Consider the following 21,390-nt stretch of genomic DNA (forward strand, 5'->3'; position numbering starts at 1 on the left):
CCGGTATGATCGCGCGCCCTGATGCACACGCTGGTAACAACACATGATGAAGCCCAACCTGATCGCCGCCGCGGAGATCGACCGACTCGATACGTGGGCCAAGTACTCTGCCCCGATGTGCGGCTCGTGCATGTCCAGCTGCTGCACCCTGCCCGTCGAGGTCAAGATCAAGGATCTGATCCGCATCGGCGTGGTCGATGAGTTCGAGCTGGGTGATCCGCCGAAGAACATCGCCAAACGCCTGCAAAAGGAAGGTCTGGTCGAGCGCTTCAATCAGAAGTCAGGAATCTTCACCCTCCAGCGCATGAGCAACAACGATTGCCTGTACCTGGATCGTAAGAGCCGTCTGTGCACTATTTATGATAAGCGCCCGGATACTTGCCGTAACCACCCGAAAATCGGCCCGCGGCCGGGGTATTGCGCTTATAAGCCGAAAGAAGTGGTGCGTGAAACCAGTTCGCGGTCGATTGAGCGGTTCTGATCATCTCTGATTTTGGCGGTGGCTGATCGGCCGCCTTCGCTGGCAAGCCAGCTCCTACAAAGCGTACGACACGAAACCCTGTAGGAGCTGGCTTGCCAGCGAAGGGGCCAGCACAAACACCCCCTAAATTGCAGACAAATAAAAACGCCCCCGATCTCTCGACCGGGGGCGTTTTCGTTCAGCCTGGGCTAAATCTTATGCCTTGGCTTTCTTGGCAGCGCGGGTACGCTCGCTTTCGTCCAGGATCTTCTTGCGAAGACGGATGGACTTAGGCGTTACTTCGCACAGCTCGTCTTCCTGGATGTATTCCAGAGCCTGTTCCAGGGTGAAGCGAACAGGTGGAACCAGAGCGATGGTTTCGTCTTTACCCGAAGCACGCATGTTGTCGAGCTTCTTGCCTTTGGTTGGGTTTACACCCAGGTCGTTGTCGCGGCTGTTCTGACCAACGATTTGACCGTTGTAGATCTCCTGGCCGTGTTCTACGAACAGCTTGCCACGAGCCTGCAGGGTTTCCAGCGAGTAGGTCAGTGCCTTGCCGGTTTCAACCGAAACCAGAACGCCGTTCTGACGGCCGGACATGTGGCCCGACTTGACGGTGTCGTAGCGATCGAAGATCGAGGTCAGGATGCCGGCACCGTTGGTCAGGGTCAGGAACTGGTTACGGAAACCGATCAGACCACGAGCAGGGATGTTGTATTCCAGGCGAACACGGCCTTTGCCATCCGGCACCATGTTGCTCAGGTCACCCTTACGCAGACCCATCTCTTCCATGACCTTGCCCTGGGATTCTTCAGGGATGTCGATGGTCACGTTTTCGAACGGTTCCTGCTTCACGCCGTCGACTTCACGGATGATCACTTCCGGACGGCCCAAGGCCAGCTCGAAGCCTTCGCGACGCATGGTTTCGATCAGTACCGAGAGGTGCAGCTCACCACGGCCGGAAACCTTGAACTTGTCAGCGGTGTCGCCTTCTTCAACTTTCAGGGCAACGTTGTACAGCAGCTCTTTGTCCAGACGATCCTTGATGTTACGGGAGGTCACGAACTTGCCTTCTTTACCGCAGAATGGCGAGTCGTTTACCTGGAAGGTCATGGAAACGGTTGGCTCGTCAACGGTCAGAGGCTTCATCGCTTCTGGGGTGTCCAGCTGGCACAGGGTGTCGGAGATGAACAACTCGTCCATACCGCTGATGCACACGATGTCGCCGGCAGCCGCTTCTTCAACGTCGATACGGTGCAAACCGTGGTGACCCATCAGCTTCAGGATGCGACCGTTACGCTTCTTGCCGTCGGCGCTGATAGCGACAACCGGGGTGTTCGGCTTGACGCGACCACGAGCGATACGGCCAACACCGATAACACCCAGGAAGCTGTTGTAGTCCAGTGCGGAGATCTGCATCTGGAACGGACCGTCACGGTCGACTTTCGGCGGCGGAACGTGGTCGACGACCGCTTGGTACAGCGGGGTCATGTCTTCAGCCATTGCGGTGTGGTCCAGACCGGCAATACCGTTCAGGGCCGAGGCGTAGACGACTTGGAAGTCCAGCTGTTCTTCGGTGGCACCCAGGTTGTCGAACAGGTCGAAGATCTGGTCCAGAACCCAGTCCGGACGCGCGCCTGGACGGTCAACCTTGTTGATGACCACGATTGGACGCAGGCCGGCTTCGAAAGCCTTCTTGGTCACGAAACGCGTTTGCGGCATAGGGCCGTCTTGAGCGTCAACCAGCAGCAGAACGGAGTCGACCATCGACATTACGCGTTCAACTTCGCCGCCGAAGTCGGCGTGGCCCGGGGTGTCCACGATGTTGATGTGGTAGCCGTTCCAGTTGATGGCGGTGTTTTTCGCCAGAATGGTAATACCGCGCTCTTTTTCCTGGTCGTTGGAGTCCATCACGCGCTCGTCGTTGAGCTCGTTGCGCTCCAGGGTGCCGGATTGACGCAGGAGTTTGTCTACCAGGGTGGTTTTACCATGGTCAACGTGAGCAATGATGGCGATGTTGCGTAGATTTTCGATCACTTGTGTATCTCGATCAGAGGATTCGGTGCGCTGACAAGTCTTGGCAGCGATTTACAGTAGAGTCAGGCCTTGCCGTTACAGCTTGACGGCGGCGTCGGGGGGCCGGTGACGCAAGCCACAGGCAAACAGCCCCGGGCACTTAGCTCGGTCGATAAACGCGCACATTGGCATGCCCCTCACTGAGCAAATGGTGGGCATGCAGGCGACTCATCACGCCTTTGTCGCAATAAAGCAGGTACTGGCGAGTAGGGTCCAGTTCCTTGAAACGAGCGTTCAGTGCATAAAACGGCATCGTTTGTACCTCGATGCCAGCGAGGTCCAGCGGGTCGTCTTCAGCGGCATCCGGGTGACGGATATCGATGACGATCTGACCGGCCAGCGCTTCGCTGACTTCTTCAATTTGCAGATCCTGGCCCAATTCGTCGATCACGCGATCGATCGGTACCAGTTTGGCGTTCTCGAGTGCACGCTCGAGGACTGCCATGTCGAACTCTTTCTCTTCGTGCTCCACGCGATAGCGCTTGGCAGCGGTCTTGGGGTTCACCGAGATGACCCCGCAGTACTCCGGCATGTGCCTGGCGAAGTCGGCAGTGCCGATTTCGTTGGCCAGGTCGATGATGTCCTGCTTGTGACTGGCGATCAGCGGACGCAAGACCAGCTTGTCGGTTACGCAGTCGATCACGGACAGGTTCGGCAGCGTCTGGCTCGATACCTGTGAGATCGCCTCACCGGTGACCAGTGCCTCGATGTGCAATCGATCGGCAATCTGCGAGGAAGCGCGCAACATCATACGCTTCAATACTACGCCCATATGACTGTTATCGACTTTTCCGAGAATTTCTCCCAGCACTTCCTCGAACGGCACACTGACAAATAACACGCGTTGCGAGCTGCCGTACTTCTTCCAGATGAAATGCGCGACTTCCATGACGCCCAATTCGTGGGCACGGCCGCCCAGGTTGAAGAAGCAGAAATGCGCCATCAGGCCGCGGCGCATGATCTGGTAGGCCGCGACGGTGGAGTCGAAACCACCGGACATCAGCACCAGCGTCTGCTCCAGCGCACCCAGCGGATAACCGCCGATGCCGTTGTACTGGCTGTGGATCACGAACAACCGTTGGTCGCGAACTTCGATACGAACTTCGATTTCAGGCTTTTTCAGGTCGATTCCGGCGGCACCGCACTGGCGGCGTAACTGGCTGCCGACATATTTCTCGATATCGATCGAGCTGAACGGATGCTTGCCGGCGCGCTTGCAACGTACCGAAAAAATCTTGCCAGCCAGTGCATCGCCGTAGTGCTGCTTGCACTTCTCGACGATGTCATCGAAGTCACCCAGCGGGTACTCGTCGATCTGCAGGAAATGCGCGATGCCCGGCATGCAGCTCAGGCGCTCGCCCATCTCCTTCAGGGCCTTGGGCTCGCTGACGCGGGTTTCCAGCTCGAGATTGTCCCACACACCGTTCACCACCACAGCCGGGTCCAGGTCACGGAGCACGGCACGGATGTTCTTGGCCAACTGACGGATGAAACGCATCCGTACCGGGCGGCTCTTGATGGTGATCTCGGGAAAGACTTTTACGATTAATTTCATGGAAACAGCGCGCGCAGGGCCTGCCGAAAAAGGGGGGCGCGGATTATAGCGGAAATTGCTCAAGGTTTAACCAGTTAATGTGCAGAAGGTTTTTAGCGCACCAAAACAGGTCATTTATTGAAATGAACGCCACATTGTAGGGCGCATTATTACGCTTTAATGTGCTTTTCCGCCTGACAGGCGTGAATTTGGGGCAAAAAACCCATGGTGGGGCACTGGCATGCAATTTGCTCCCTTGTGAGGCAGGTTGCCTTGGCAGAGTATTCGCGCCGGCATCACCAACTATTAAGGGCATCCACTACCAGCCCTAAGCCACCCGGAGGACACTATGTCGAAGTCGGTTCAACTCATTAAAGATCATGACGTCAAGTGGATTGATCTGCGCTTCACGGACACCAAAGGCACTCAGCACCACGTGACCATGCCGGCTCGCGACGCGCTGGATGATGACTTCTTCGAAGTCGGCAAGATGTTCGACGGTTCGTCCATCGCTGGCTGGAAAGGCATCGAAGCCTCCGACATGATCCTGATGCCAGACGACTCCACCGCTGTCCTGGACCCGTTCACCGAAGAGCCGACCCTGATCCTGGTCTGCGACATCATCGAGCCTTCGAGCATGCAAGGCTACGACCGCGACCCACGCGCGATCGCCAAGCGCGCCGAAGAGCACCTGAAATCCACCGGTATCGGTGACACCGTGTTCGCCGGTCCAGAGCCAGAGTTCTTCATCTTTGACCAGGTGAAGTTCAAGTCCGACATTTCCGGCTCCATGTTCAAGATCTACTCCGAACAAGGTTCCTGGATGTCCGACCAGGACATCGAAGGCGGCAACAAGGGCCACCGTCCAGGCGTCAAAGGCGGCTACTTCCCGGTTCCACCGTTCGACCACGACCACGAAATCCGTACCTCCATGTGCAACGCACTGGAAGAAATGGGCCTGACCGTCGAAGTTCACCACCACGAAGTGGCAACTGCCGGCCAGAACGAAATCGGCGTCAAATTCAACACCCTGGTGAAGAAAGCCGACGAAACCCAAACCCTGAAGTACGTCGTGCACAACGTTGCCGACGCCTACGGTCGCACCGCTACCTTCATGCCTAAGCCGCTGTACGGCGACAACGGCTCGGGCATGCACGTGCACATGTCCATCTGGAAAGAAGGCAAGAACACTTTCGCTGGCGAAGGTTATGCCGGCCTGTCCGATACCGCCCTGTACTTCATTGGCGGCATCATCAAGCACGGTAAGGCCCTGAACGGCTTCACCAACCCGGCTACCAACTCCTACAAGCGTCTGGTTCCAGGCTTCGAAGCACCGGTAATGCTGGCCTACTCGGCTCGCAACCGTTCCGCTTCGATCCGTATTCCTTACGTGTCGAGCCCGAAAGCCCGCCGTATCGAAGCTCGCTTCCCCGATCCGGCTGCCAACCCGTACCTGTGCTTCGCCGCACTGCTGATGGCCGGCCTGGACGGCATCCAGAACAAGATCCACCCTGGCGATGCAGCTGACAAAAACCTGTATGACCTGCCGCCTGAAGAGGCGAAAGAGATCCCACAAGTTTGCGGCAGCCTGAAAGAAGCCCTGGAAGAGCTGGACAAAGGTCGTGCGTTCCTGACCAAAGGCGGCGTTTTCAGCGACGACTTCATCGACGCTTACATCGCCCTGAAAAGCGAAGAAGAAATCAAGGTACGTACCTTCGTACACCCACTGGAATACGAGCTGTACTACAGCTGCTGATCCGGTAGCGCTGCGACACGCGGCGTGACAAAAAAGAGGCCTCCTTCGGGAGGCCTTTTTCATGAGTCAAAAGATCGCAGCCTGCGGCAGCTCCTACAGGGTGCACGCCATTCCCATAGTAGGAGCTGCCGAAGGCTGCGATCTTTTGATCTTGATTCACTTGGGACAACCACCCCCCTGACCTATGCTGCACTCCAACGCTTTCGCTTCCGGTCGATTTCATGCCTCGTGGCTTTCTCCTAATCCTGCTGCTGATCGCCCTGCCCGCCACAGCGCAGATCTACAAGTACACCGACGCCCAGGGCAACACGGCGTATAGCAATCAACCACCCGATGGCGTCACCGCGCAGCCGGTCGAACTGCCACCGCTCAATCGCGCTCAGCCCCAGCCCACGCAAGCACCTCCCACCCCCACCCAGTCGCAAGATCAGCCCAGGATCGCCTACAACGTACTGGAACTCACGGGCCTGCCCACCACCGAAGCCCTGCGCGCCAACAACGGCACCTTCACCGTCAACGTACTGATCGAACCGCGCCTGCAAGGCCCGCATCTACTGCAGCTGTTGCTGGATAACCAGCCTTATGGCCAACCCAGCAACGTACCGAGCCTGCAACTGGTGAACATCGACCGTGGCCTGCACAGCCTCGCCGTGCAGGTCGTCAGCGGCGAAACCATCGTGCAGCAAAGCCCTACCGTCACCTTCACCGTGCAGCGGGTGCACAAGCGCTGAAGGACTCCTTACCTTGTCCCGGCTTGCGCACTATATTGGTGCGAATGGTTGCACCCCGCGCACATTGCAGCCCATTTTGGTTCGAAATTACCCGCTGAAGCTGGCAGAACGCCACGCAATCGAGCGTTAAACACCCGTTTCAGGGGTTAAACGCTTCTTTTCGGAGCCTTGGTTTGGTTTTTGCATTTTCCTCGTATCAGCGCTTTATTCATGCGCGCGCCATGCTCCAAAAGAGGTCCTGAATGACCATCAGTGACGCACTGCATCGCTTGCTTCTCGACAACCTGACCACCGCCACCATTCTGCTCAACGCCGAACTGCGCCTTGAGTACATGAACCCCGCGGCGGAAATGCTCCTGGCCATCAGCGGCCAGCGCAGCCATGGGCAGTTCATCAGCGAGCTGTTCACCGAATCCACCGAGGCGCTCAATTCATTGCGCCAGGCGGTGCAGCAGGCGCATCCGTTCACCAAGCGAGAAGCCATGCTCACCGCCCTCACCGGCCAGACCCTGACGGTCGATTACGCGGTAACGCCGATCCTGAGCAATGGCGATACCCTGCTCCTGCTCGAAGTCCATCCCCGCGACCGCTTGCTGCGCATCACCAAGGAAGAGGCCCAGCTGTCGAAGCAGGAAACCAGCAAGATGCTGGTCCGCGGCCTGGCCCATGAAATCAAGAATCCGCTGGGTGGTATCCGCGGCGCGGCGCAGCTGCTGGCACGCGAGCTGCCGGAAGAAAGCCTGCGCGACTACACCAATGTCATCATTGAAGAGGCCGATCGCCTGCGCAACCTGGTCGATCGCATGCTCGGCTCGAACAAGTTGCCATCGCTGGCCATGTGCAACATTCACGAAGTGCTGGAGCGCGTCTGCCATCTGGTCGAGGCCGAAAGCCAGGGCTGCATCACGCTGGTGCGCGACTACGACCCGAGCATTCCTGACGTCCTGATCGATCGTGAACAAATGATCCAGGCCGTGCTGAATATCGTGCGCAACGCGATGCAGGCTATCAGCAGCCAGAACGAGTTGCGCCTGGGCCGCATCACCCTGCGCACCCGGGCCATGCGCCAGTTCACCATTGGTCATGTGCGCCACCGCTTGGTGACCAAGATCGAAATCATCGACAACGGTCCGGGCATTCCTGCGGATCTTCAGGAAACCATCTTCTTCCCCATGGTCAGCGGCCGTCCGGACGGTACCGGGCTGGGCCTGGCCATTACCCAGAACATCATCAGCCAGCACCAGGGCTTGATCGAATGTGACAGCCACCCCGGCCACACCACGTTCTCGATCTTTCTGCCACTGGAACAAGGAGCCACATCGACATGAGCCGTAGTGAAACCGTGTGGATCGTCGATGACGACCGTTCTATCCGTTGGGTCCTGGAAAAAGCCTTGCAGCAGGAAGGCATGACCACGCAAAGCTTCGACAGCGCCGATGGCGTGATGAGCCGCCTGGCGCGCCAGCAGCCGGACGTGATCATCTCCGACATCCGCATGCCCGGTGCCAGCGGCCTGGACCTCCTGGCGCGGATTCGCGAGCAACACCCACGGCTGCCAGTGATCATCATGACCGCGCACTCCGATCTGGACAGCGCTGTCGCGTCCTATCAGGGCGGCGCATTCGAATACCTGCCCAAGCCGTTCGATGTCGACGAGGCGGTCTCGCTGGTCAAGCGCGCCAACCAGCACGCCCAGGAACAGCAAGGCCTGGAAGTCCCGGTCGCATTGACCCGCACCCCGGAAATCATCGGCGAAGCGCCGGCGATGCAGGAAGTGTTTCGCGCCATCGGGCGCCTGAGCCATTCCAACATCACCGTGCTGATCAACGGCGAATCGGGTACCGGTAAAGAACTGGTGGCCCACGCCCTGCACCGCCACAGCCCACGCGCGGCTTCGCCGTTCATTGCACTGAACATGGCGGCGATCCCAAAAGACCTGATGGAATCCGAGCTGTTCGGCCATGAGAAAGGCGCCTTCACTGGCGCGGCCAACCTGCGTCGCGGGCGTTTCGAGCAGGCCGATGGCGGTACGCTGTTTCTTGATGAAATCGGCGACATGCCGGCCGACACCCAGACCCGTTTGCTGCGCGTACTTGCCGACGGCGAGTTCTACCGTGTCGGGGGTCACGTCCCGGTCAAAGTCGATGTGCGGATCATCGCCGCAACGCACCAGAACCTGGAAACCCTGGTGCATGCCGGGAAATTCCGTGAAGACCTGTTCCACCGCCTCAACGTGATCCGCATCCACATACCGCGCCTGTCGGACCGTCGCGAAGACATCCCGACCCTGGCCAAGCATTTCCTCAGCCGCGCCGCGCAGGAACTGGCCGTCGAGCCGAAACTGCTGAAGAGCGAAACCGAGGAATACCTGAAGAACCTGCCATGGCCGGGCAACGTGCGCCAGCTGGAGAACACCTGCCGCTGGATCACCGTGATGGCTTCGGGTCGCGAAGTGCACATCGGCGACCTGCCACCGGAGCTGCTGAGCCTTCCGCAGGATTCGGCGCCGGTGACCAACTGGGAACAGGCGCTGCGCCAATGGGCCGACCAGGCCCTGGCTCGCGGTCAGTCCAGCCTGCTGGACAGTGCGGTGCCGACCTTCGAGCGGATCATGATCGAAACCGCCCTCAAGCACACCGCCGGCCGCCGCCGGGATGCCGCCGTGCTGCTGGGCTGGGGGCGCAACACCCTGACTCGCAAGATCAAGGAGCTGGGGATGAAGGTTGATGGTGGGGATGATGATGAGGGGGATGAGGGTTAAGCAGGGCCGATGGTTTACACCGAACAATGTGGGAGCGGGCTTGCTCGCGAAGGGGCCATCAGATTCAACATCAATGTGGACTGACACACCGCTTTCGCGAGCAAGCCCGCTCCCACATTCAGATCCGCGCGCACCGACTGAATGCACAGTGACCCGCAATCGCGCACGGCAACTGATCTGAAATCACCCCTGCGTTCGCAATCGAACCCCTATCGAAAAAACACGAAAGCCCCGGATTGCGGGGCTTTCGACGCTTGCGGGCAACTTTCTGTTTCAACTTGTTAAAAGCTGGCACGCCCCCTGCAATAGTCTCATCAGTGATTCAGATCACTACCCAGTTTCGGGGACCTTGGTACAGGCAGGCCGGGGATTCCCCTCTTTACACCGGGCTCACACCGCACAAGCGACGAGCCCCCCAGTTTTGGGGTCCTTGGTACAGGCAGGCCGGGGATTCCCTCTTTACACCGGGTTCAGGCGCGATGCGCGAACCCTCCCGTTTTGGGGACCTTGGTACAGGCAGGCCGGGGATTCCCCTCTTTTATTGCTCACGGAGATGGATCTCCAACCGCCAGCGGTCATCGACCTCGCTACCGGTCCACTCCCCCTGCAGGGGCCGGGCCGCCACCAGCGTCAGCAACAATCCCCCATCACTTTTACGCACGCGCCAGTTCACGTTCTTGTCATGGAGCTTGAGCTGGCCCTTCTGCGCCGTGCCCTCAGCCTCGAACAGCAAAGCAACGCTACCATCGACTATTTCGCCGTGGGTCTTGGGTTCGTTGTTGAACCACATCACCAGCCCGTCACCGGTGACCTCGACCTGCTGCAATTGACTGGGGTCGGGAGTGGTCAGGCGACCGATCATCAGCCCCACCATGACCCCGACGATTGCCAGTGAAGCCATCACACGCGGGAATAGTTTCGAACGAGGGTCGGCTTGCGGCGTAGAATGCCGCTCATCTTTACCTTCGGAGCCGTGCATGTTTCACGTCATCCTTTTCCAACCAGAAATTCCGCCGAACACCGGCAACGTTATCAGGCTGTGCGCCAACAGTGGCTGCCACCTGCATTTGATCGAACCGCTGGGCTTCGAGATGGACGACAAGCGCCTGCGCCGGGCCGGCCTCGATTACCACGAGTATGCCACCCTGCAACGCCACGCGGACTTGGCCAGCTGCCTGGAAAGCCTCGGTCATCCGCGGGTGTTTGCCTTCACCACCAAGGGCTCGCGACCGTTCCACGACGCCAGCTTCGAACCGGGCGATGCGTTCCTGTTCGGCCCGGAAGGCCGTGGCCTGCCCTCCGATGTGCTCGACGCCCTGCCCGCAGAACAACGCTTGCGTCTGCCGATGCGCGAAGGCTGCCGCAGCCTGAACCTGTCCAACACTGTCGCGGTGGCCGTGTACGAGGCCTGGCGCCAAAACGATTTCAAATAACACCCCGAAACAAATGTGGGAGCGGGCTTGCTCGCGAAGGGGTCATCAGATTCAACATCAATGTCGACTGATAGACCGCTTTCGCGAGCAAGCCCGCTCCCACATTGGACTTGCTTCGACTTCAGGAACGCTTATTGGACGGTCGGCGTCTCGCCCGCTGCCTGCATGCGTTGCAGTTCTTGCGCGTACAGCGCGTCGAAGTTCACCGGAGCCAGCATCAGGGCCGGGAACGAACCACGGGTCACCAGGCTGTCCAGCGCTTCGCGAGCGTACGGGAACAGGATGTTCGGGCAGAATGCACCCAGGGTGTGGCTCATCGAAGCGTCGTCCAGGTTCTTGATCAGGAAGATACCCGCCTGTTGCACTTCGGCGATGAATGCCACTTCGTCACCGTTCTTCACGGTGACCGACAGGGTCAGCACGACCTCGTGGAAGTCGCCTTCCAGAGCCTTTTGACGGGTATTGAGATCCAGACCGACACTCGGCTCCCACTGCTGGCGGAAGATCGCCGGGCTTTTCGGGGCTTCGAAGGACAAGTCACGTACGTAGATGCGCTGCAAGGAGAATTGCGGTGCGGTTTCTTCTTCGCTGGCTGCAGTGTTCTGTTGGTCAGTCATCTCAGATCCTTTCTGATCTTGGGCTTTTATAGGGTATGGAATTTCAGGCCTTGAGCAGCGCGTCGAGCTTGCCGGCGCGCTCCAGGGCAAACAAATCATCACAACCGCCAACGTGGGTGCTGCCGATCCAGATCTGCGGCACGGACGTGCGTCCGGCTTTCTGAGCCATCGCGGCGCGCACCTGCGGCTTGCCATCGACCTTGATCTCTTCGAAGGCCACGCCTTTGTTCTCGAGCAGGTACTTGGCTCGGGAGCAATAAGGGCAGTAATCGCTGGAATAGACGACGACGTTGCTCATATCACTTCACCAGCGGCAGATTGTCGGCTTTCCAGCTGGACACACCACCGGACAGCTTGGCGGCGGTGAAACCTGCCTTCACCAGCTCGCGGGCGTGGGTACCGGCCGTCTGGCCCATGGCGTCGACCAGGATGATGGTCTTGGCCTTGTGTTTTTCCAGCTCGCCGACGCGTGCAGCCAGTTTGTCGTGAGGAATGCTCAGCGCGCCTACAATATGACCGGCGGCGAAGTCCTTGGTCGGACGAATGTCGATCACCACGCCGGCATCCTTGTTGACAAGGCCAGTCAGTTCGCCAGTGCTCAGGCTACGGCCGCCGCCCTGCATCTGGTAGGCGATCAGCAACGCCAGCAGTACGACGAAGATACCGACGAGGATGTAGTGGTTAGTGGCAAATTCAATCAGGTGAGCAACCATCGAAGGAGGTTCCAGGGCGTTAAAATGTCGGCCAGTATACACAGCCACTATGGTGGGCCAAACCCCGTCCGGCGGTGACGTGGCCGGAACTTCGCTTTAAACTGCCACTCCCTTTTCCATCGCCCTCTTTTAATTCAGCCACGAGCGGACTCCATGACTACCACGCCTAAACCTTTGGTCCTGATTATTCTCGACGGCTTCGGTCACAGTGAGAGCCCTGAATCCAACGCCATCTTTGCGGCGAAGAAGCCGGTACTGGATCGTTTGTGGGCCACCGTGCCCAACGGCCTGATTTCCGGCAGCGGCATGGACGTTGGACTGCCCGACGGCCAGATGGGCAACTCCGAAGTTGGCCACATGAATCTCGGCGCCGGCCGCGTGGTGTACCAGGACTTCACCCGCGTGACCAAATCGATCCGCGACGGCGAGTTTTTCGAGAACCCGACCATCTGCGCCGCCGTGGACAAAGCCGTCGCCGCCGGTAAAGCCGTGCACTTCATGGGCCTGCTGTCCGATGGCGGCGTGCACAGCCACCAGGATCACCTGGTCGCCATGGCCGAACTGGCCGCCAAGCGCGGCGCTGAAAAAATCTACCTGCACGCCTTCCTCGACGGCCGCGATACCCCGCCGAAAAGCGCGCAATCGTCGATCGAACTGCTGGACGCCACCTTCCAGGCCCTGGGCAAAGGCCGCATCGCCAGCCTCATCGGCCGTTATTTCGCCATGGATCGCGACAACCGCTGGGACCGTGTATCCCAGGCCTACAACCTGATCGTCGACGGCCATGGCGAATTCAACGCCGCCACCGCCCAGGAAGGCCTGCAGGCCGCGTACGCGCGTGGCGAGAGCGACGAGTTCGTCAAAGCCACCTCCATCGGTGAGCCGGTGAAGGTCGAAGACGGCGACGCCGTGGTGTTCATGAACTTCCGCGCCGACCGCGCCCGAGAACTGACCCGCGTGTTCGTCGAAGACGATTTCAAGGAATTCGAGCGTGCCCGTCAGCCAAAACTGGCCGGCTTCGTCATGCTGACCCAATACGCCGCCAGCATTCCTGCACCTTCGGCCTTCGCTGCCGGCAGCCTGGAAAACGTGCTGGGCGACTACCTGGCGAAAAACGGCAAGACCCAGCTGCGCATCGCCGAAACCGAAAAATACGCCCACGTGACCTTCTTCTTCTCCGGCGGTCGTGAAGAACCTTTCCCGGGCGAAGAGCGCATCCTGATCCCGTCGCCGAAAGTCGCCACCTACGACCTGCAGCCGGAGATGAGCGCACCGGAAGTCACCGACCGCATCGTCGACGCCATCGAAAACCAGCGTTACGACGTGATCGTGGTCAACTACGCCAACGGCGACATGGTTGGCCACAGCGGCGTGTTCGAAGCGGCGGTCAAGGCGGTCGAGTGCCTGGACCTTTGCGTCGGCCGCATCGTCGAAGCGCTGGATAAAGTCGGCGGCGAAGCCCTGATCACCGCCGACCATGGCAACGTCGAGCAAATGTCCGACGAGGCCACCGGCCAGGCCCATACCGCGCACACCACCGAGCCGGTGCCCTTCATCTATGTCGGAAAGCGCGACCTGAAAGTCCGCGAAGGCGGCGTGCTGGCGGACGTGGCACCGACCATGCTGAAACTGCTGGGCCTGGAACAACCGGCGGAAATGACCGGGACTTCGATTCTGGTCTGACCAGGATATCCCGAACACCATAAAACCCTGTGGGAGCGGGCTTGCTCGCGAATGCGCAGTATCAGTCGACATCGTCGTCGCCTGACCCATCGCATTCGCGAGCAAGCCCGCTCCCACATTGGTTTTAGGGTGTTTTTGGGTCCAGTCATCACACAGTCAGAAATGGGCATTTTTTTTGCTGCGCTTGGCGGGCATACTAGGACGTCCCTTTCCCTGGTGTCGCCCGCCTCTATGCTCCGCGTCCTGATAGCCCTTGCCCTGACTTGCCTGCTCCAACCGGCCTTCGCCGACGAGCGCGCGCAAACCCAGCAACAGTTGGACGCCACGCGTCAGGACATTGCCGAGCTGAAAAAACTGCTGGGCAAGCTGCAGCAAGAAAAGTCCGGCGTACAGAAAGACCTCAAGGGCACCGAGACCGAGATGGGCAAGCTCGAAAAGCAGGTCGAAGCCCTGCAAAAAGAGCTGCAGAAAAGCGAATCCGAGTTGCAGCGACTCGATGCGGAGAAAAAAAAACTCCAGAGCGCGCGCACTGAACAGCAGCGACTGATCGCCATCCAGGCCCGCGCGGCTTATCAGAACGGCCGCCAGGAGTACTTGAAACTGCTGCTCAACCAGCAGAACCCCGAGAAGTTCGCCCGCACACTCACTTATTACGACTACCTGAGCCAGGCCCGCCTGGAGCAGCTGAAGAATTTCAACGAAACCCTGCGCCAGCTGGCCAATGTCGAAAAAGACATCGGCCTGCAGCAAGCGCAATTGCTGGTGCAGCAGAGCAGCCTCGAAACCCAGCGTGGCGAACTCGAGAAGGTTCGCCAGGAGCGCCAGCAAGTCCTGGCCAAGCTCAACGAAGACGTGAAGGCTCGCGACCAGAAACTGGCAGCCCGTGAGCAGGATCAGGCAGACCTGTCTAAAGTCCTTAAAACCATTGAGGAAACCCTGGCCCGCCAGGCTCGTGAGGCAGAAGAGGCGCGACAGAAAGCGCTGATTGCCCAGCAGGAAGCCGAAAAAAAGCGTTTACGTGAGGCCCAGGCGCAGGCAGATGCCAGCGATGACGCCCCACGCAAACCCGTTAAATCAACACCCGGCGCATTGGTTTCAAGCTCAGGCGAAACTTTTGGCGGTGCATTTGCGTCTACCCGCGGCAAACTTCCGTGGCCGGTTGATGGTCGACTGTTGGCACGCTTCGGTGAAAGCCGTGGCGACGATACCCGGACCAAGTGGGACGGCGTGATGATCGGCGCTTCTGCCGGCAGCACCGTGCACGCGGTGCATGGCGGTCGCGTGGTGTTCGCCGACTGGTTGCGCGGTGCCGGGCTGCTGGTGATTCTCGACCACGGTAACGGTTTTTTGAGTCTTTATGGTCACAACCAGACACTGCTCAAGTCTGCGGGTGACGTGGTAAAAGCCGGTGAATCCATCTCCACTGTCGGTAACAGTGGCGGGCAGGACACACCAGCGTTGTATTTTGCGATTCGTCAGCAGGGTCACCCGAGTGATCCGGCGCAATGGTGCCGCGCGCAAGGATAGGCGCTGAGTCACCTACATTAGGAGTTCGTTCGACATGCTGTATTTGTCCCGCCTTACCTCGTTGGCCCTGGCGATCGCCCTGGTGATCGGCGCGCCTCTGGCGTTTGCCGCTCAGCCGGCCCCGGCAGTCGCGCCTGCGGGCACTGCCGCGACCACCAAGGCGCCATTGCCGCTGGAAGAGTTGCGCACCTTTGCCGAGGTCATGGATCGGATCAAGGCCGCGTATGTCGAACCGGTAGACGACAAGACCCTGCTGGAAAACGCGATCAAGGGCATGCTCAGCAACCTTGACCCGCACTCCGCCTACCTGGGCCCTGAAGATTTCGCTGAACTGCAGGAAAGCACCAGCGGCGAGTTTGGCGGCCTGGGCATCGAAGTCGGCGCCGAGGACGGCTTCATCAAGGTGGTGTCGCCGATCGATGACACGCCGGCCTCCAAGGCTGGCATCCAGGCGGGCGACTTCATCGTCAAGATCAACGGCCAGCCCACTCGCGGCCAGACCATGACCGAAGCCGTGGACAAGATGCGCGGCAAGATCGGCCAGAAAATCACCCTGACCCTGGTCCGCGACGGCGGCACCCCGTTCGATGTGACCCTGGCCCGCGCCATCATTCAGGTGAAGAGCGTGAAGAGCCAGTTGCTCGAGTCGGGCTATGGCTACATCCGCATCACCCAGTTCCAGGTCAAGACCGGCGAAGAAGTGTCCAAGGCCCTGGCCAAGCTGCGCAAAGACAACGGCAAGAAACTCAACGGCATCATCCTCGACCTGCGCAACAACCCGGGCGGCGTGCTGCAAGCGGCGGTGGAAGTGGTCGACCACTTCATCACCAAGGGCCTGATCGTCTACACCAAGGGCCGCATCGCCAACTCCGAACTGCGCTTCTCCGCCACCGGCAAGGACGAAAGCGAAGCCGTGCCGATGGTCACGCTGATCAACGGCGGCAGCGCCTCGGCCTCGGAAATCGTCGCCGGCGCCCTGCAGGACCAGAAACGTGCGGTGGTCATGGGTACGCCGAGTTTCGGCAAAGGCTCGGTGCAAACCGTGCTGCCTCTGAACAACGAGCGCGCCCTGAAGATCACCACGGCGCTGTACTACACGCCAAACGGCCGCTCGATCCAGGCCCAGGGCATCATCCCGGACATCGAAGTGCGCAGGGCCAAGATCACCAACGAGCAAGACGGCGACTACTTCAAGGAAGCCGATCTGCAGGGTCACCTGGGCAATGGCAACGGCGGCGCCGACAAGCCGAGCAGTTCCGGCGGCAAGGCCAAGCCGATGCCGCAGGACGACGATTACCAACTGGCCCAGGCCCTGAGCCTGCTCAAAGGGCTGAGCATCACGTCCGGCCGCTGAGATGCTACTGCGGTTAGCCTTGGGGCTGTTGTGTTGCCTGGCGAGTGTTGCTCACGCAGCGCCCGCCCCGCAAAAGGCCTATATCACGCTGATCATCGATGACCTGGGGCAGAGCCTGCCCCGGGATCGCCAGGTACTGGCCCTGCCGGGCCCTGTGACCGCGGCGATCATGCCTGACACTCCCCACGCCACCGAATTCGCCCGCGAAGCCCATCGCGCCGGCAAGATCGTCATCCTGCACATGCCCATGGACCCGGCCACCGGGCCGTTCGCCTGGCGTCCTGACTTGCCCATCGACGAGCTTGAGAAACGCCTGAACGCAGCCCTTGAGGTGGTGCCCTACACCGCCGGCATCAATAACCATATGGGCAGCCGCATGACCGCCCAACGACCGGCCATGGCCTGGTTGATGGCTGACTTGCAGCGTCGACACAAGCTATTCCTGGATAGCCGCACCAGCGCACAGACGGTGGCCGCCGCCGAGGCGCAGAAGATCGGATTGGCGAGCGTTTCGCGTGATGTGTTCCTGGATGATGAGCGCACTGAAGCGGCAATTTACACCCAGTTGCAGACAGCGATCAGCCTGGCTCACAAGCAGGGATCAGCGGTGATGATCGGGCATCCGTATCCGCAGACCCTGGCGGTGCTGGAGCGCGAGTTGCCGAAGCTGAAAGCTCAAGGGATCGAGTGGATTGATATCAAGCAGATGATCAGCGTGCGCGGTAATCGCGCGACGGCTGCGCATGGAAAGGATGGGGTTTACCGCTGAAAAGATCGCAGCCTGCCGCAGCTACAACAGGCGGCGATCTTTTGATCTACCTTACAGATACTGCGCCATGATCTCGTCCACCTTGCCTTCCTTGCGCATCTGATCCAGCGCCGCCTGCAGTTTGGCCACCGTATCGTCCGGCACATCCTTGTTCAACGCCAGATAGAGCTCGGCGCTGTTGAAGCGCAGCACTGTCTTTAGCCCGCTCACGCCTTCCAGACGCGCCAGGTAGCGTCCAGCCGGATCACCGGTGGCCCACAGGTCGATCTGGCCGTTGACCAGTTTCTTCGCGTTGTCCTGGTCGCGCAGCACCACCACCGGCTTCAAGCCTTGCTTGGCCAGCGTCATGGCAATGGCGTCGCCCTTGTACGCGCCAATCCTGTACTTGCGCGCGTCTTCCAGCGTTTCGAGGGAGATTTTGCTGTCGGCCTTGGCCAGCATGATCCAGTCATCCGGACCGATCGGCCCGACCCACTTGAAGAGCCGCTCGCGGTCCGGCAAACGCGCCATCACGAATGCACCGTAGCCGGGATTTTCCAGTGCCAGCTTGTAGACCCGCTCCCACGGAAAACGCAGGGTCAGGCTATAGCTGATATCGGCGCGCTTGAAAATCTCACGAACGATGTCCACGGCGATGCCATTGATGTTCTCGTCCTGAGCGAAGTTCTTGCCGTTCCTGGCCATGTTGTAGGGCGGGAAGTTTTCCGTCAGCAACACCAGCTCTGTGGCGGAGCTGTCTGCCGCGCGCGCACTACCTAGGAGCAACAAGGAAGCGCTGGCGAGGACAAGAAGAATGGTTTTAAACATGTCTGGCTACCGAAATCCATGGCGTGCCCAAGAGTGCCCTGAGCCCGCCATGATGTCCACTGGCCTGCAGCGGTTTGTTCAGCGCATCACAATCCCGCGGTGTGCCATGTATGCCTTGGCTTCCTGAACGGTGTATTCACCGAAGTGGAAAATGCTCGCTGCCAATACTGCGCTGGCGTGGCCTTCGAGAATGCCGTCGGCCAGGTGCTGCAGGTTGCCGACACCACCGGAAGCGATCACCGGAATGCCCAACGCATCGCTGATGGCGCGGGTGACGCCCAGATCGAAGCCATTTTTCATACCGTCCTGGTCCATGCTGGTCAGCAGGATCTCACCGGCCCCCAGGCCTTCCATCTTCTTCGCCCACTCAACGGCGTCGAGGCCGGTTGGCTTGCGACCGCCATGGGTGAAGATTTCCCAGCGCGGGGTTTCGCCAGGTCCCGAGACCTTCTTCGCATCGATCGCGACCACGATGCATTGCGAACCAAAATGCTGCGCCGCTTCGCCGACGAATTCCGGGTTGAAAACGGCTGCGGTGTTGATCGAGACCTTGTCCGCACCGGCATTGAGCAGGTTGCGAATGTCCTGCACGGTGCGCACGCCACCGCCCACGGTCAGCGGAATGAACACCTGGCTGGCCATGCGCTCGACGGTATGCAGCGTGGTGTCTCGACCGTCAACGCTGGCGGTGATGTCGAGAAAGGTAATCTCGTCGGCACCCTGCTCGTCATAGCGACGGGCGATTTCCACCGGGTCACCGGCATCGCGGATGTTCTCGAACTTCACACCTTTGACGACCCGGCCGTTGTCCACGTCCAGGCAAGGGATGATGCGTTTGGCCAGCGCCATGGTCAGTCCTCAGCCTTTGTACGAATCGCAGAAAGCTTGCGCTTCAGCGACGTCGAGGGTGCCTTCGTAGATCGCGCGGCCGGTGATCGCGCCGATGATGCCTGGCGCCTTGGCGTCGAGCAGGGTCTTGATGTCACCCAGGTTGTGGATGCCGCCGGAAGCGATCACCGGAATCTTCGTGGCAGCGGCCAGCGCGGCGGTGAACGGCACGTTGCAACCCTGCATCATGCCGTCTTTGGCGATGTCGGTATAAACGATCGAGGACACGCCGTCGGCTTCGAACTGCTTGGCCAGATCGATCACCTGGATGGTGCTGATTTCGGCCCAGCCGTCAGTGGCGACGAAACCGTCCTTGGCATCCAGACCCACGATGATTTTGCCCGGGAACGCACGGCAGGCTTCGGCAACGAAGGCCGGATCCTTCACGGCTTTGGTGCCGATGATCACGTAGCTCACGCCCGCTTTCACGTAGTGCTCGATGGTTTCCAGGGAGCGGATACCGCCGCCGATCTGGATCGGCAGGTTCGGGTAGCGCTTGGCAATCGCCGTGACCACTTCGCCGTTGACCGGCTGGCCTTCGAACGCGCCGTTCAGGTCGACCAGATGCAGACGACGGCAACCGCCCTCCACCCACTTGGCAGCCATGCTCACCGGGTCATCGGAGAACACTGTGGAATCTTCCATGCGGCCCTGGCGCAGACGAACACAGGCACCGTCTTTGAGATCGATAGCGGGAATAATCAGCATCTGGCAAACCTTCAAATTCGAATGTTCAGCTTGGCTCGGAAATCAGTTTTTCTCGAGCGCCCACAGGTCGCTTTCGATGCTTTCGAACCTCTCTTTGAGGTGCGTCTGCACATCGAAAATCGCCCTGTTGTAATAGTGCGGAGCAATTTCACGGGTAAACAGCTCAAGAATCTCGGCCGCCTCGAACGAACCGAGGTCGAGCTCGAAGCGATCTTCCATGAAACGCTTGATCTTGCGATTGGCCTCGCTCTCCTGCTCGGGAGTGAGGGTCAGGATCGGCGGCTTCTTCTTGACGGCCATTTACCAGCGACCGTCCCACGCGGCGAAGTTCTGCAGCAACTGCAGGCCATGGGTATGGCTTTTCTCCGGGTGGAACTGCACGGCGAATCGCGAGCCTTCGGCCAGCGCTGCGGCAAAGTCGACCCCGTAGTGACCGCCACCGACCACCTGCCGGGCATTGCCGGCGGCGATGTAGTAGCTGTGCACGAAGTAGAAACGCGCCAGGTCCGGAATGTCATGCCACAGCGGATGACTGACCTTCTGCTTCACTTCGTTCCAGCCCATGTGCGGGACTTTCAGGTGCTCGCCATCCTCGACCAGATCCTTGCCGAAGAACTTCACCTGGCCCGGGAACAAGCCAATGCAGTCGACGCCGTCGTTCTCTTCACTGCGCTCGAGCAAGGCTTGCATGCCCACGCAGATGCCGAGGAACGGACGGTCCTGGCTGACTTCACGCACCAGCGAATCGAAACCCAGGCGACGGATCTCCGCCATGCAGTCGCGAATCGCGCCAACGCCGGGGAAAACCACCCGGTCGGCTTCGCGAATCACGTTGGCATCGCTGGTGATCAGGACCTTGCCGGCACCGACGTGCTCGAGGGCCTTGGCCACCGAGTGCAGGTTGCCCATGCCGTAATCGATAACCGCGACTGTCTGCATTACAGGACGCCCTTGGTCGAAGGCATTTGCCCGGCCATGCGGTCATCGAGCTCCACAGCCATGCGCAGCGCGCGGCCGAAAGCCTTGAACACGGTTTCGATCTGGTGGTGGGTGTTGTGGCCACGCAGGTTGTCGATGTGCAGGGTGACGTTGGCGTGGTTGACGAAGCCCTGGAAGAATTCCTGGAACAGGTCAACGTCGAAGCCGCCGACGGTGGCACGGGTGTACGGAACATGCATCTGCAGGCCTGGGCGGCCGGAGAAGTCGATCACCACGCGCGACAGCGCTTCATCGAGCGGCACGTAGGCGTGGCCGTAGCGACGGATGCCTTTCTTGTCGCCGATGGCTTTGGTGAATGCCTGGCCCAGGGTGATACCGACGTCTTCCACGGTGTGGTGGTCATCGATATGCAGGTCGCCTTTGCTGACGATATCCAGGTCGATCAGCCCGTGACGGGCGATCTGGTCCAGCATGTGCTCAAGAAAAGGGACACCGATATCAAATCGGGCCTTTCCGGTGCCATCCAGGTTGATCGAGGCTTTGATCTGGGTTTCCAGAGTGTCGCGCTCGACTGACGCCATACGTTCGGCCATCACCAGCTCCGCAAAATCATTGGGCGAAAAAGGCAACCATT

Annotated in this window: 22 protein-coding genes; 10 read left to right on the forward strand and 12 right to left on the reverse strand. The window is 59.8% G+C overall.

What is annotated here, in order from left to right; translation table 11 throughout:
* The first annotated feature begins 43 nt into the window (after window positions 1-43).
* A complete protein-coding gene (locus SOP95_RS05525) occupies window positions 44-481 on the forward strand; it encodes a YkgJ family cysteine cluster protein (protein ID WP_323606506.1) in 438 nt (145 codons plus the stop codon).
* Between the two features lie 195 nt (window positions 482-676).
* On the opposite strand, the gene typA is transcribed toward SOP95_RS05525, so the two are convergent.
* Both typA and thiI read right to left on the reverse strand, forming a co-directional pair.
* Complete coding sequence (typA, locus tag SOP95_RS05530; protein ID WP_274075163.1) at window positions 677-2,497, reverse strand: translational GTPase TypA; 1,821 nt, start codon at window positions 2,495-2,497, stop codon at window positions 677-679.
* 139 nt (window positions 2,498-2,636) lie between these two features.
* On the reverse strand, window positions 2,637-4,091 hold the full coding sequence (gene thiI, locus SOP95_RS05535) for a tRNA uracil 4-sulfurtransferase ThiI (protein WP_323606507.1): 1,455 nt from the start codon (window positions 4,089-4,091) through the stop codon (window positions 2,637-2,639).
* A gap of 328 nt (window positions 4,092-4,419) precedes the next feature.
* On the opposite strand from thiI, the gene glnA reads away from it, so the two are divergent.
* From glnA to ntrC, 4 genes are all read left to right on the forward strand, one after another.
* Window positions 4,420-5,826, forward strand: a complete 1,407-nt coding sequence (glnA, locus tag SOP95_RS05540; RefSeq protein ID WP_274075161.1) for a glutamate--ammonia ligase — start codon at window positions 4,420-4,422, stop codon at window positions 5,824-5,826.
* A 221-nt stretch (window positions 5,827-6,047) separates the two neighbouring features.
* On the forward strand, window positions 6,048-6,557 hold the full coding sequence (locus SOP95_RS05545; RefSeq protein ID WP_323606508.1) for a DUF4124 domain-containing protein: 510 nt from the start codon (window positions 6,048-6,050) through the stop codon (window positions 6,555-6,557).
* A gap of 242 nt (window positions 6,558-6,799) precedes the next feature.
* Window positions 6,800-7,885, forward strand: coding sequence for a nitrogen regulation protein NR(II) (glnL, locus tag SOP95_RS05550; protein ID WP_274075159.1), 1,086 nt, complete (start codon window positions 6,800-6,802; stop codon window positions 7,883-7,885).
* The gene (gene ntrC, locus SOP95_RS05555) at window positions 7,882-9,318 is read left to right on the forward strand and encodes a nitrogen regulation protein NR(I) (protein WP_274075158.1); all 1,437 of its coding nucleotides are present in this window, start codon (window positions 7,882-7,884) and stop codon (window positions 9,316-9,318) included. The genes glnL and ntrC overlap by 4 nt, the downstream gene beginning before the upstream one ends.
* A 538-nt stretch (window positions 9,319-9,856) precedes the next feature.
* On the opposite strand, the gene SOP95_RS05560 is transcribed toward ntrC, so the two are convergent.
* Window positions 9,857-10,297 carry a hypothetical protein gene (locus SOP95_RS05560; RefSeq protein ID WP_323606509.1) on the reverse strand — a complete coding sequence of 147 codons (441 nt, stop codon included), beginning with the start codon at window positions 10,295-10,297 and terminating at the stop codon, window positions 9,857-9,859.
* On the opposite strand from SOP95_RS05560, the gene trmL reads away from it, so the two are divergent.
* Window positions 10,296-10,751 (forward strand): tRNA (uridine(34)/cytosine(34)/5-carboxymethylaminomethyluridine(34)-2'-O)-methyltransferase TrmL, encoded by a 456-nt coding sequence (gene trmL / locus SOP95_RS05565; protein ID WP_323606510.1) that lies wholly within the window; start codon window positions 10,296-10,298, stop codon window positions 10,749-10,751. The genes SOP95_RS05560 and trmL overlap by 2 nt on opposite strands.
* Window positions 10,752-10,882: 131 nt before the next feature.
* Here the strand turns inward: trmL and secB are convergent, their stop codons facing one another.
* The 3 genes from secB to SOP95_RS05580 are packed head-to-tail and all read right to left on the reverse strand — an operon-like array spanning window position 10,883 to window position 12,081.
* Window positions 10,883-11,368 (reverse strand): protein-export chaperone SecB, encoded by a 486-nt coding sequence (gene secB, locus SOP95_RS05570; protein WP_274075155.1) that lies wholly within the window; start codon window positions 11,366-11,368, stop codon window positions 10,883-10,885.
* A 43-nt stretch (window positions 11,369-11,411) separates the two neighbouring features.
* Window positions 11,412-11,666: a glutaredoxin 3 gene (gene grxC, locus SOP95_RS05575; RefSeq protein ID WP_008058538.1), complete on the reverse strand. Its 255-nt coding sequence runs from the start codon at window positions 11,664-11,666 to the stop codon at window positions 11,412-11,414.
* Window position 11,667: 1 nt separating this feature from the next.
* The gene (locus SOP95_RS05580) at window positions 11,668-12,081 is read right to left on the reverse strand and encodes a rhodanese-like domain-containing protein (protein ID WP_274075154.1); all 414 of its coding nucleotides are present in this window, start codon (window positions 12,079-12,081) and stop codon (window positions 11,668-11,670) included.
* A 153-nt stretch (window positions 12,082-12,234) separates the two neighbouring features.
* On the opposite strand from SOP95_RS05580, the gene gpmI reads away from it, so the two are divergent.
* From gpmI to SOP95_RS05600, 4 genes are all read left to right on the forward strand, one after another.
* Window positions 12,235-13,764, forward strand: coding sequence for a 2,3-bisphosphoglycerate-independent phosphoglycerate mutase (gene gpmI / locus SOP95_RS05585; protein WP_274075153.1), 1,530 nt, complete (start codon window positions 12,235-12,237; stop codon window positions 13,762-13,764).
* A 231-nt stretch (window positions 13,765-13,995) separates the two neighbouring features.
* The gene (locus tag SOP95_RS05590) at window positions 13,996-15,291 is read left to right on the forward strand and encodes a murein hydrolase activator EnvC family protein (protein WP_323606511.1); all 1,296 of its coding nucleotides are present in this window, start codon (window positions 13,996-13,998) and stop codon (window positions 15,289-15,291) included.
* Window positions 15,292-15,325: 34 nt separating this feature from the next.
* Window positions 15,326-16,645 (forward strand): S41 family peptidase, encoded by a 1,320-nt coding sequence (locus tag SOP95_RS05595; RefSeq protein WP_323606512.1) that lies wholly within the window; start codon window positions 15,326-15,328, stop codon window positions 16,643-16,645.
* Between the two features lies 1 nt (window position 16,646).
* The gene (locus SOP95_RS05600; protein WP_323606513.1) at window positions 16,647-17,414 is read left to right on the forward strand and encodes a divergent polysaccharide deacetylase family protein; all 768 of its coding nucleotides are present in this window, start codon (window positions 16,647-16,649) and stop codon (window positions 17,412-17,414) included.
* A gap of 51 nt (window positions 17,415-17,465) precedes the next feature.
* Here SOP95_RS05600 and SOP95_RS05605 read toward each other — a convergent pair whose 3' ends face one another.
* From SOP95_RS05605 to hisB, 6 genes are all read right to left on the reverse strand, one after another.
* On the reverse strand, window positions 17,466-18,221 hold the full coding sequence (locus tag SOP95_RS05605) for a substrate-binding periplasmic protein (protein WP_274075149.1): 756 nt from the start codon (window positions 18,219-18,221) through the stop codon (window positions 17,466-17,468).
* 78 nt (window positions 18,222-18,299) lie between these two features.
* A complete protein-coding gene (hisF, locus tag SOP95_RS05610) occupies window positions 18,300-19,070 on the reverse strand; it encodes an imidazole glycerol phosphate synthase subunit HisF (protein WP_007897430.1) in 771 nt (256 codons plus the stop codon).
* Between the two features lie 9 nt (window positions 19,071-19,079).
* A complete protein-coding gene (gene hisA / locus SOP95_RS05615) occupies window positions 19,080-19,817 on the reverse strand; it encodes a 1-(5-phosphoribosyl)-5-[(5-phosphoribosylamino)methylideneamino]imidazole-4-carboxamide isomerase (protein ID WP_027617356.1) in 738 nt (245 codons plus the stop codon).
* Between the two features lie 42 nt (window positions 19,818-19,859).
* Window positions 19,860-20,117, reverse strand: a complete 258-nt coding sequence (locus SOP95_RS05620) for a DUF2164 domain-containing protein (protein WP_095077943.1) — start codon at window positions 20,115-20,117, stop codon at window positions 19,860-19,862.
* Window positions 20,118-20,756: an imidazole glycerol phosphate synthase subunit HisH gene (gene hisH, locus SOP95_RS05625; protein ID WP_077186145.1), complete on the reverse strand. Its 639-nt coding sequence runs from the start codon at window positions 20,754-20,756 to the stop codon at window positions 20,118-20,120.
* Window positions 20,756-21,349, reverse strand: coding sequence for an imidazoleglycerol-phosphate dehydratase HisB (hisB, locus tag SOP95_RS05630; protein ID WP_007939452.1), 594 nt, complete (start codon window positions 21,347-21,349; stop codon window positions 20,756-20,758). Before hisB ends, hisH begins: the two co-directional genes overlap by 1 nt.
* Window positions 21,350-21,390 lie beyond the last annotated feature (41 nt).

Origin of the sequence: Pseudomonas sp. YuFO8 (assembly GCF_035065025.1) — a bacterium.
Taxonomy (GTDB): domain Bacteria; phylum Pseudomonadota; class Gammaproteobacteria; order Pseudomonadales; family Pseudomonadaceae; genus Aquipseudomonas; species Aquipseudomonas putida_AE.

What these genes read in the sequence shown, in the direction of transcription:
- SOP95_RS05525 (WP_323606506.1), top strand. Translation starts at nt 44, where the DNA reads ATGATGAAGCCCAACCTGATCGCCGCCGCGGAGATCGACCGACTCGAT.
- thiI (WP_323606507.1), bottom strand. Translation starts at nt 4,091, where the DNA reads ATGAAATTAATCGTAAAAGTCTTTCCCGAGATCACCATCAAGAGCCGC.
- glnA (WP_274075161.1), top strand. Translation starts at nt 4,420, where the DNA reads ATGTCGAAGTCGGTTCAACTCATTAAAGATCATGACGTCAAGTGGATT.
- SOP95_RS05545 (WP_323606508.1), top strand. Translation starts at nt 6,048, where the DNA reads ATGCCTCGTGGCTTTCTCCTAATCCTGCTGCTGATCGCCCTGCCCGCC.
- glnL (WP_274075159.1), top strand. Translation starts at nt 6,800, where the DNA reads ATGACCATCAGTGACGCACTGCATCGCTTGCTTCTCGACAACCTGACC.
- ntrC (WP_274075158.1), top strand. Translation starts at nt 7,882, where the DNA reads ATGAGCCGTAGTGAAACCGTGTGGATCGTCGATGACGACCGTTCTATC.
- trmL (WP_323606510.1), top strand. Translation starts at nt 10,296, where the DNA reads ATGTTTCACGTCATCCTTTTCCAACCAGAAATTCCGCCGAACACCGGC.
- SOP95_RS05560 (WP_323606509.1), bottom strand. Translation starts at nt 10,297, where the DNA reads ATGCACGGCTCCGAAGGTAAAGATGAGCGGCATTCTACGCCGCAAGCC.
- secB (WP_274075155.1), bottom strand. Translation starts at nt 11,368, where the DNA reads ATGACTGACCAACAGAACACTGCAGCCAGCGAAGAAGAAACCGCACCG.
- grxC (WP_008058538.1), bottom strand. Translation starts at nt 11,666, where the DNA reads ATGAGCAACGTCGTCGTCTATTCCAGCGATTACTGCCCTTATTGCTCC.
- SOP95_RS05580 (WP_274075154.1), bottom strand. Translation starts at nt 12,081, where the DNA reads ATGGTTGCTCACCTGATTGAATTTGCCACTAACCACTACATCCTCGTC.
- gpmI (WP_274075153.1), top strand. Translation starts at nt 12,235, where the DNA reads ATGACTACCACGCCTAAACCTTTGGTCCTGATTATTCTCGACGGCTTC.
- SOP95_RS05590 (WP_323606511.1), top strand. Translation starts at nt 13,996, where the DNA reads ATGCTCCGCGTCCTGATAGCCCTTGCCCTGACTTGCCTGCTCCAACCG.
- SOP95_RS05595 (WP_323606512.1), top strand. Translation starts at nt 15,326, where the DNA reads ATGCTGTATTTGTCCCGCCTTACCTCGTTGGCCCTGGCGATCGCCCTG.
- SOP95_RS05600 (WP_323606513.1), top strand. Translation starts at nt 16,647, where the DNA reads ATGCTACTGCGGTTAGCCTTGGGGCTGTTGTGTTGCCTGGCGAGTGTT.
- SOP95_RS05605 (WP_274075149.1), bottom strand. Translation starts at nt 18,221, where the DNA reads ATGTTTAAAACCATTCTTCTTGTCCTCGCCAGCGCTTCCTTGTTGCTC.
- hisF (WP_007897430.1), bottom strand. Translation starts at nt 19,070, where the DNA reads ATGGCGCTGGCCAAACGCATCATCCCTTGCCTGGACGTGGACAACGGC.
- hisA (WP_027617356.1), bottom strand. Translation starts at nt 19,817, where the DNA reads ATGCTGATTATTCCCGCTATCGATCTCAAAGACGGTGCCTGTGTTCGT.
- SOP95_RS05620 (WP_095077943.1), bottom strand. Translation starts at nt 20,117, where the DNA reads ATGGCCGTCAAGAAGAAGCCGCCGATCCTGACCCTCACTCCCGAGCAG.
- hisH (WP_077186145.1), bottom strand. Translation starts at nt 20,756, where the DNA reads ATGCAGACAGTCGCGGTTATCGATTACGGCATGGGCAACCTGCACTCG.
- hisB (WP_007939452.1), bottom strand. Translation starts at nt 21,349, where the DNA reads ATGGCCGAACGTATGGCGTCAGTCGAGCGCGACACTCTGGAAACCCAG.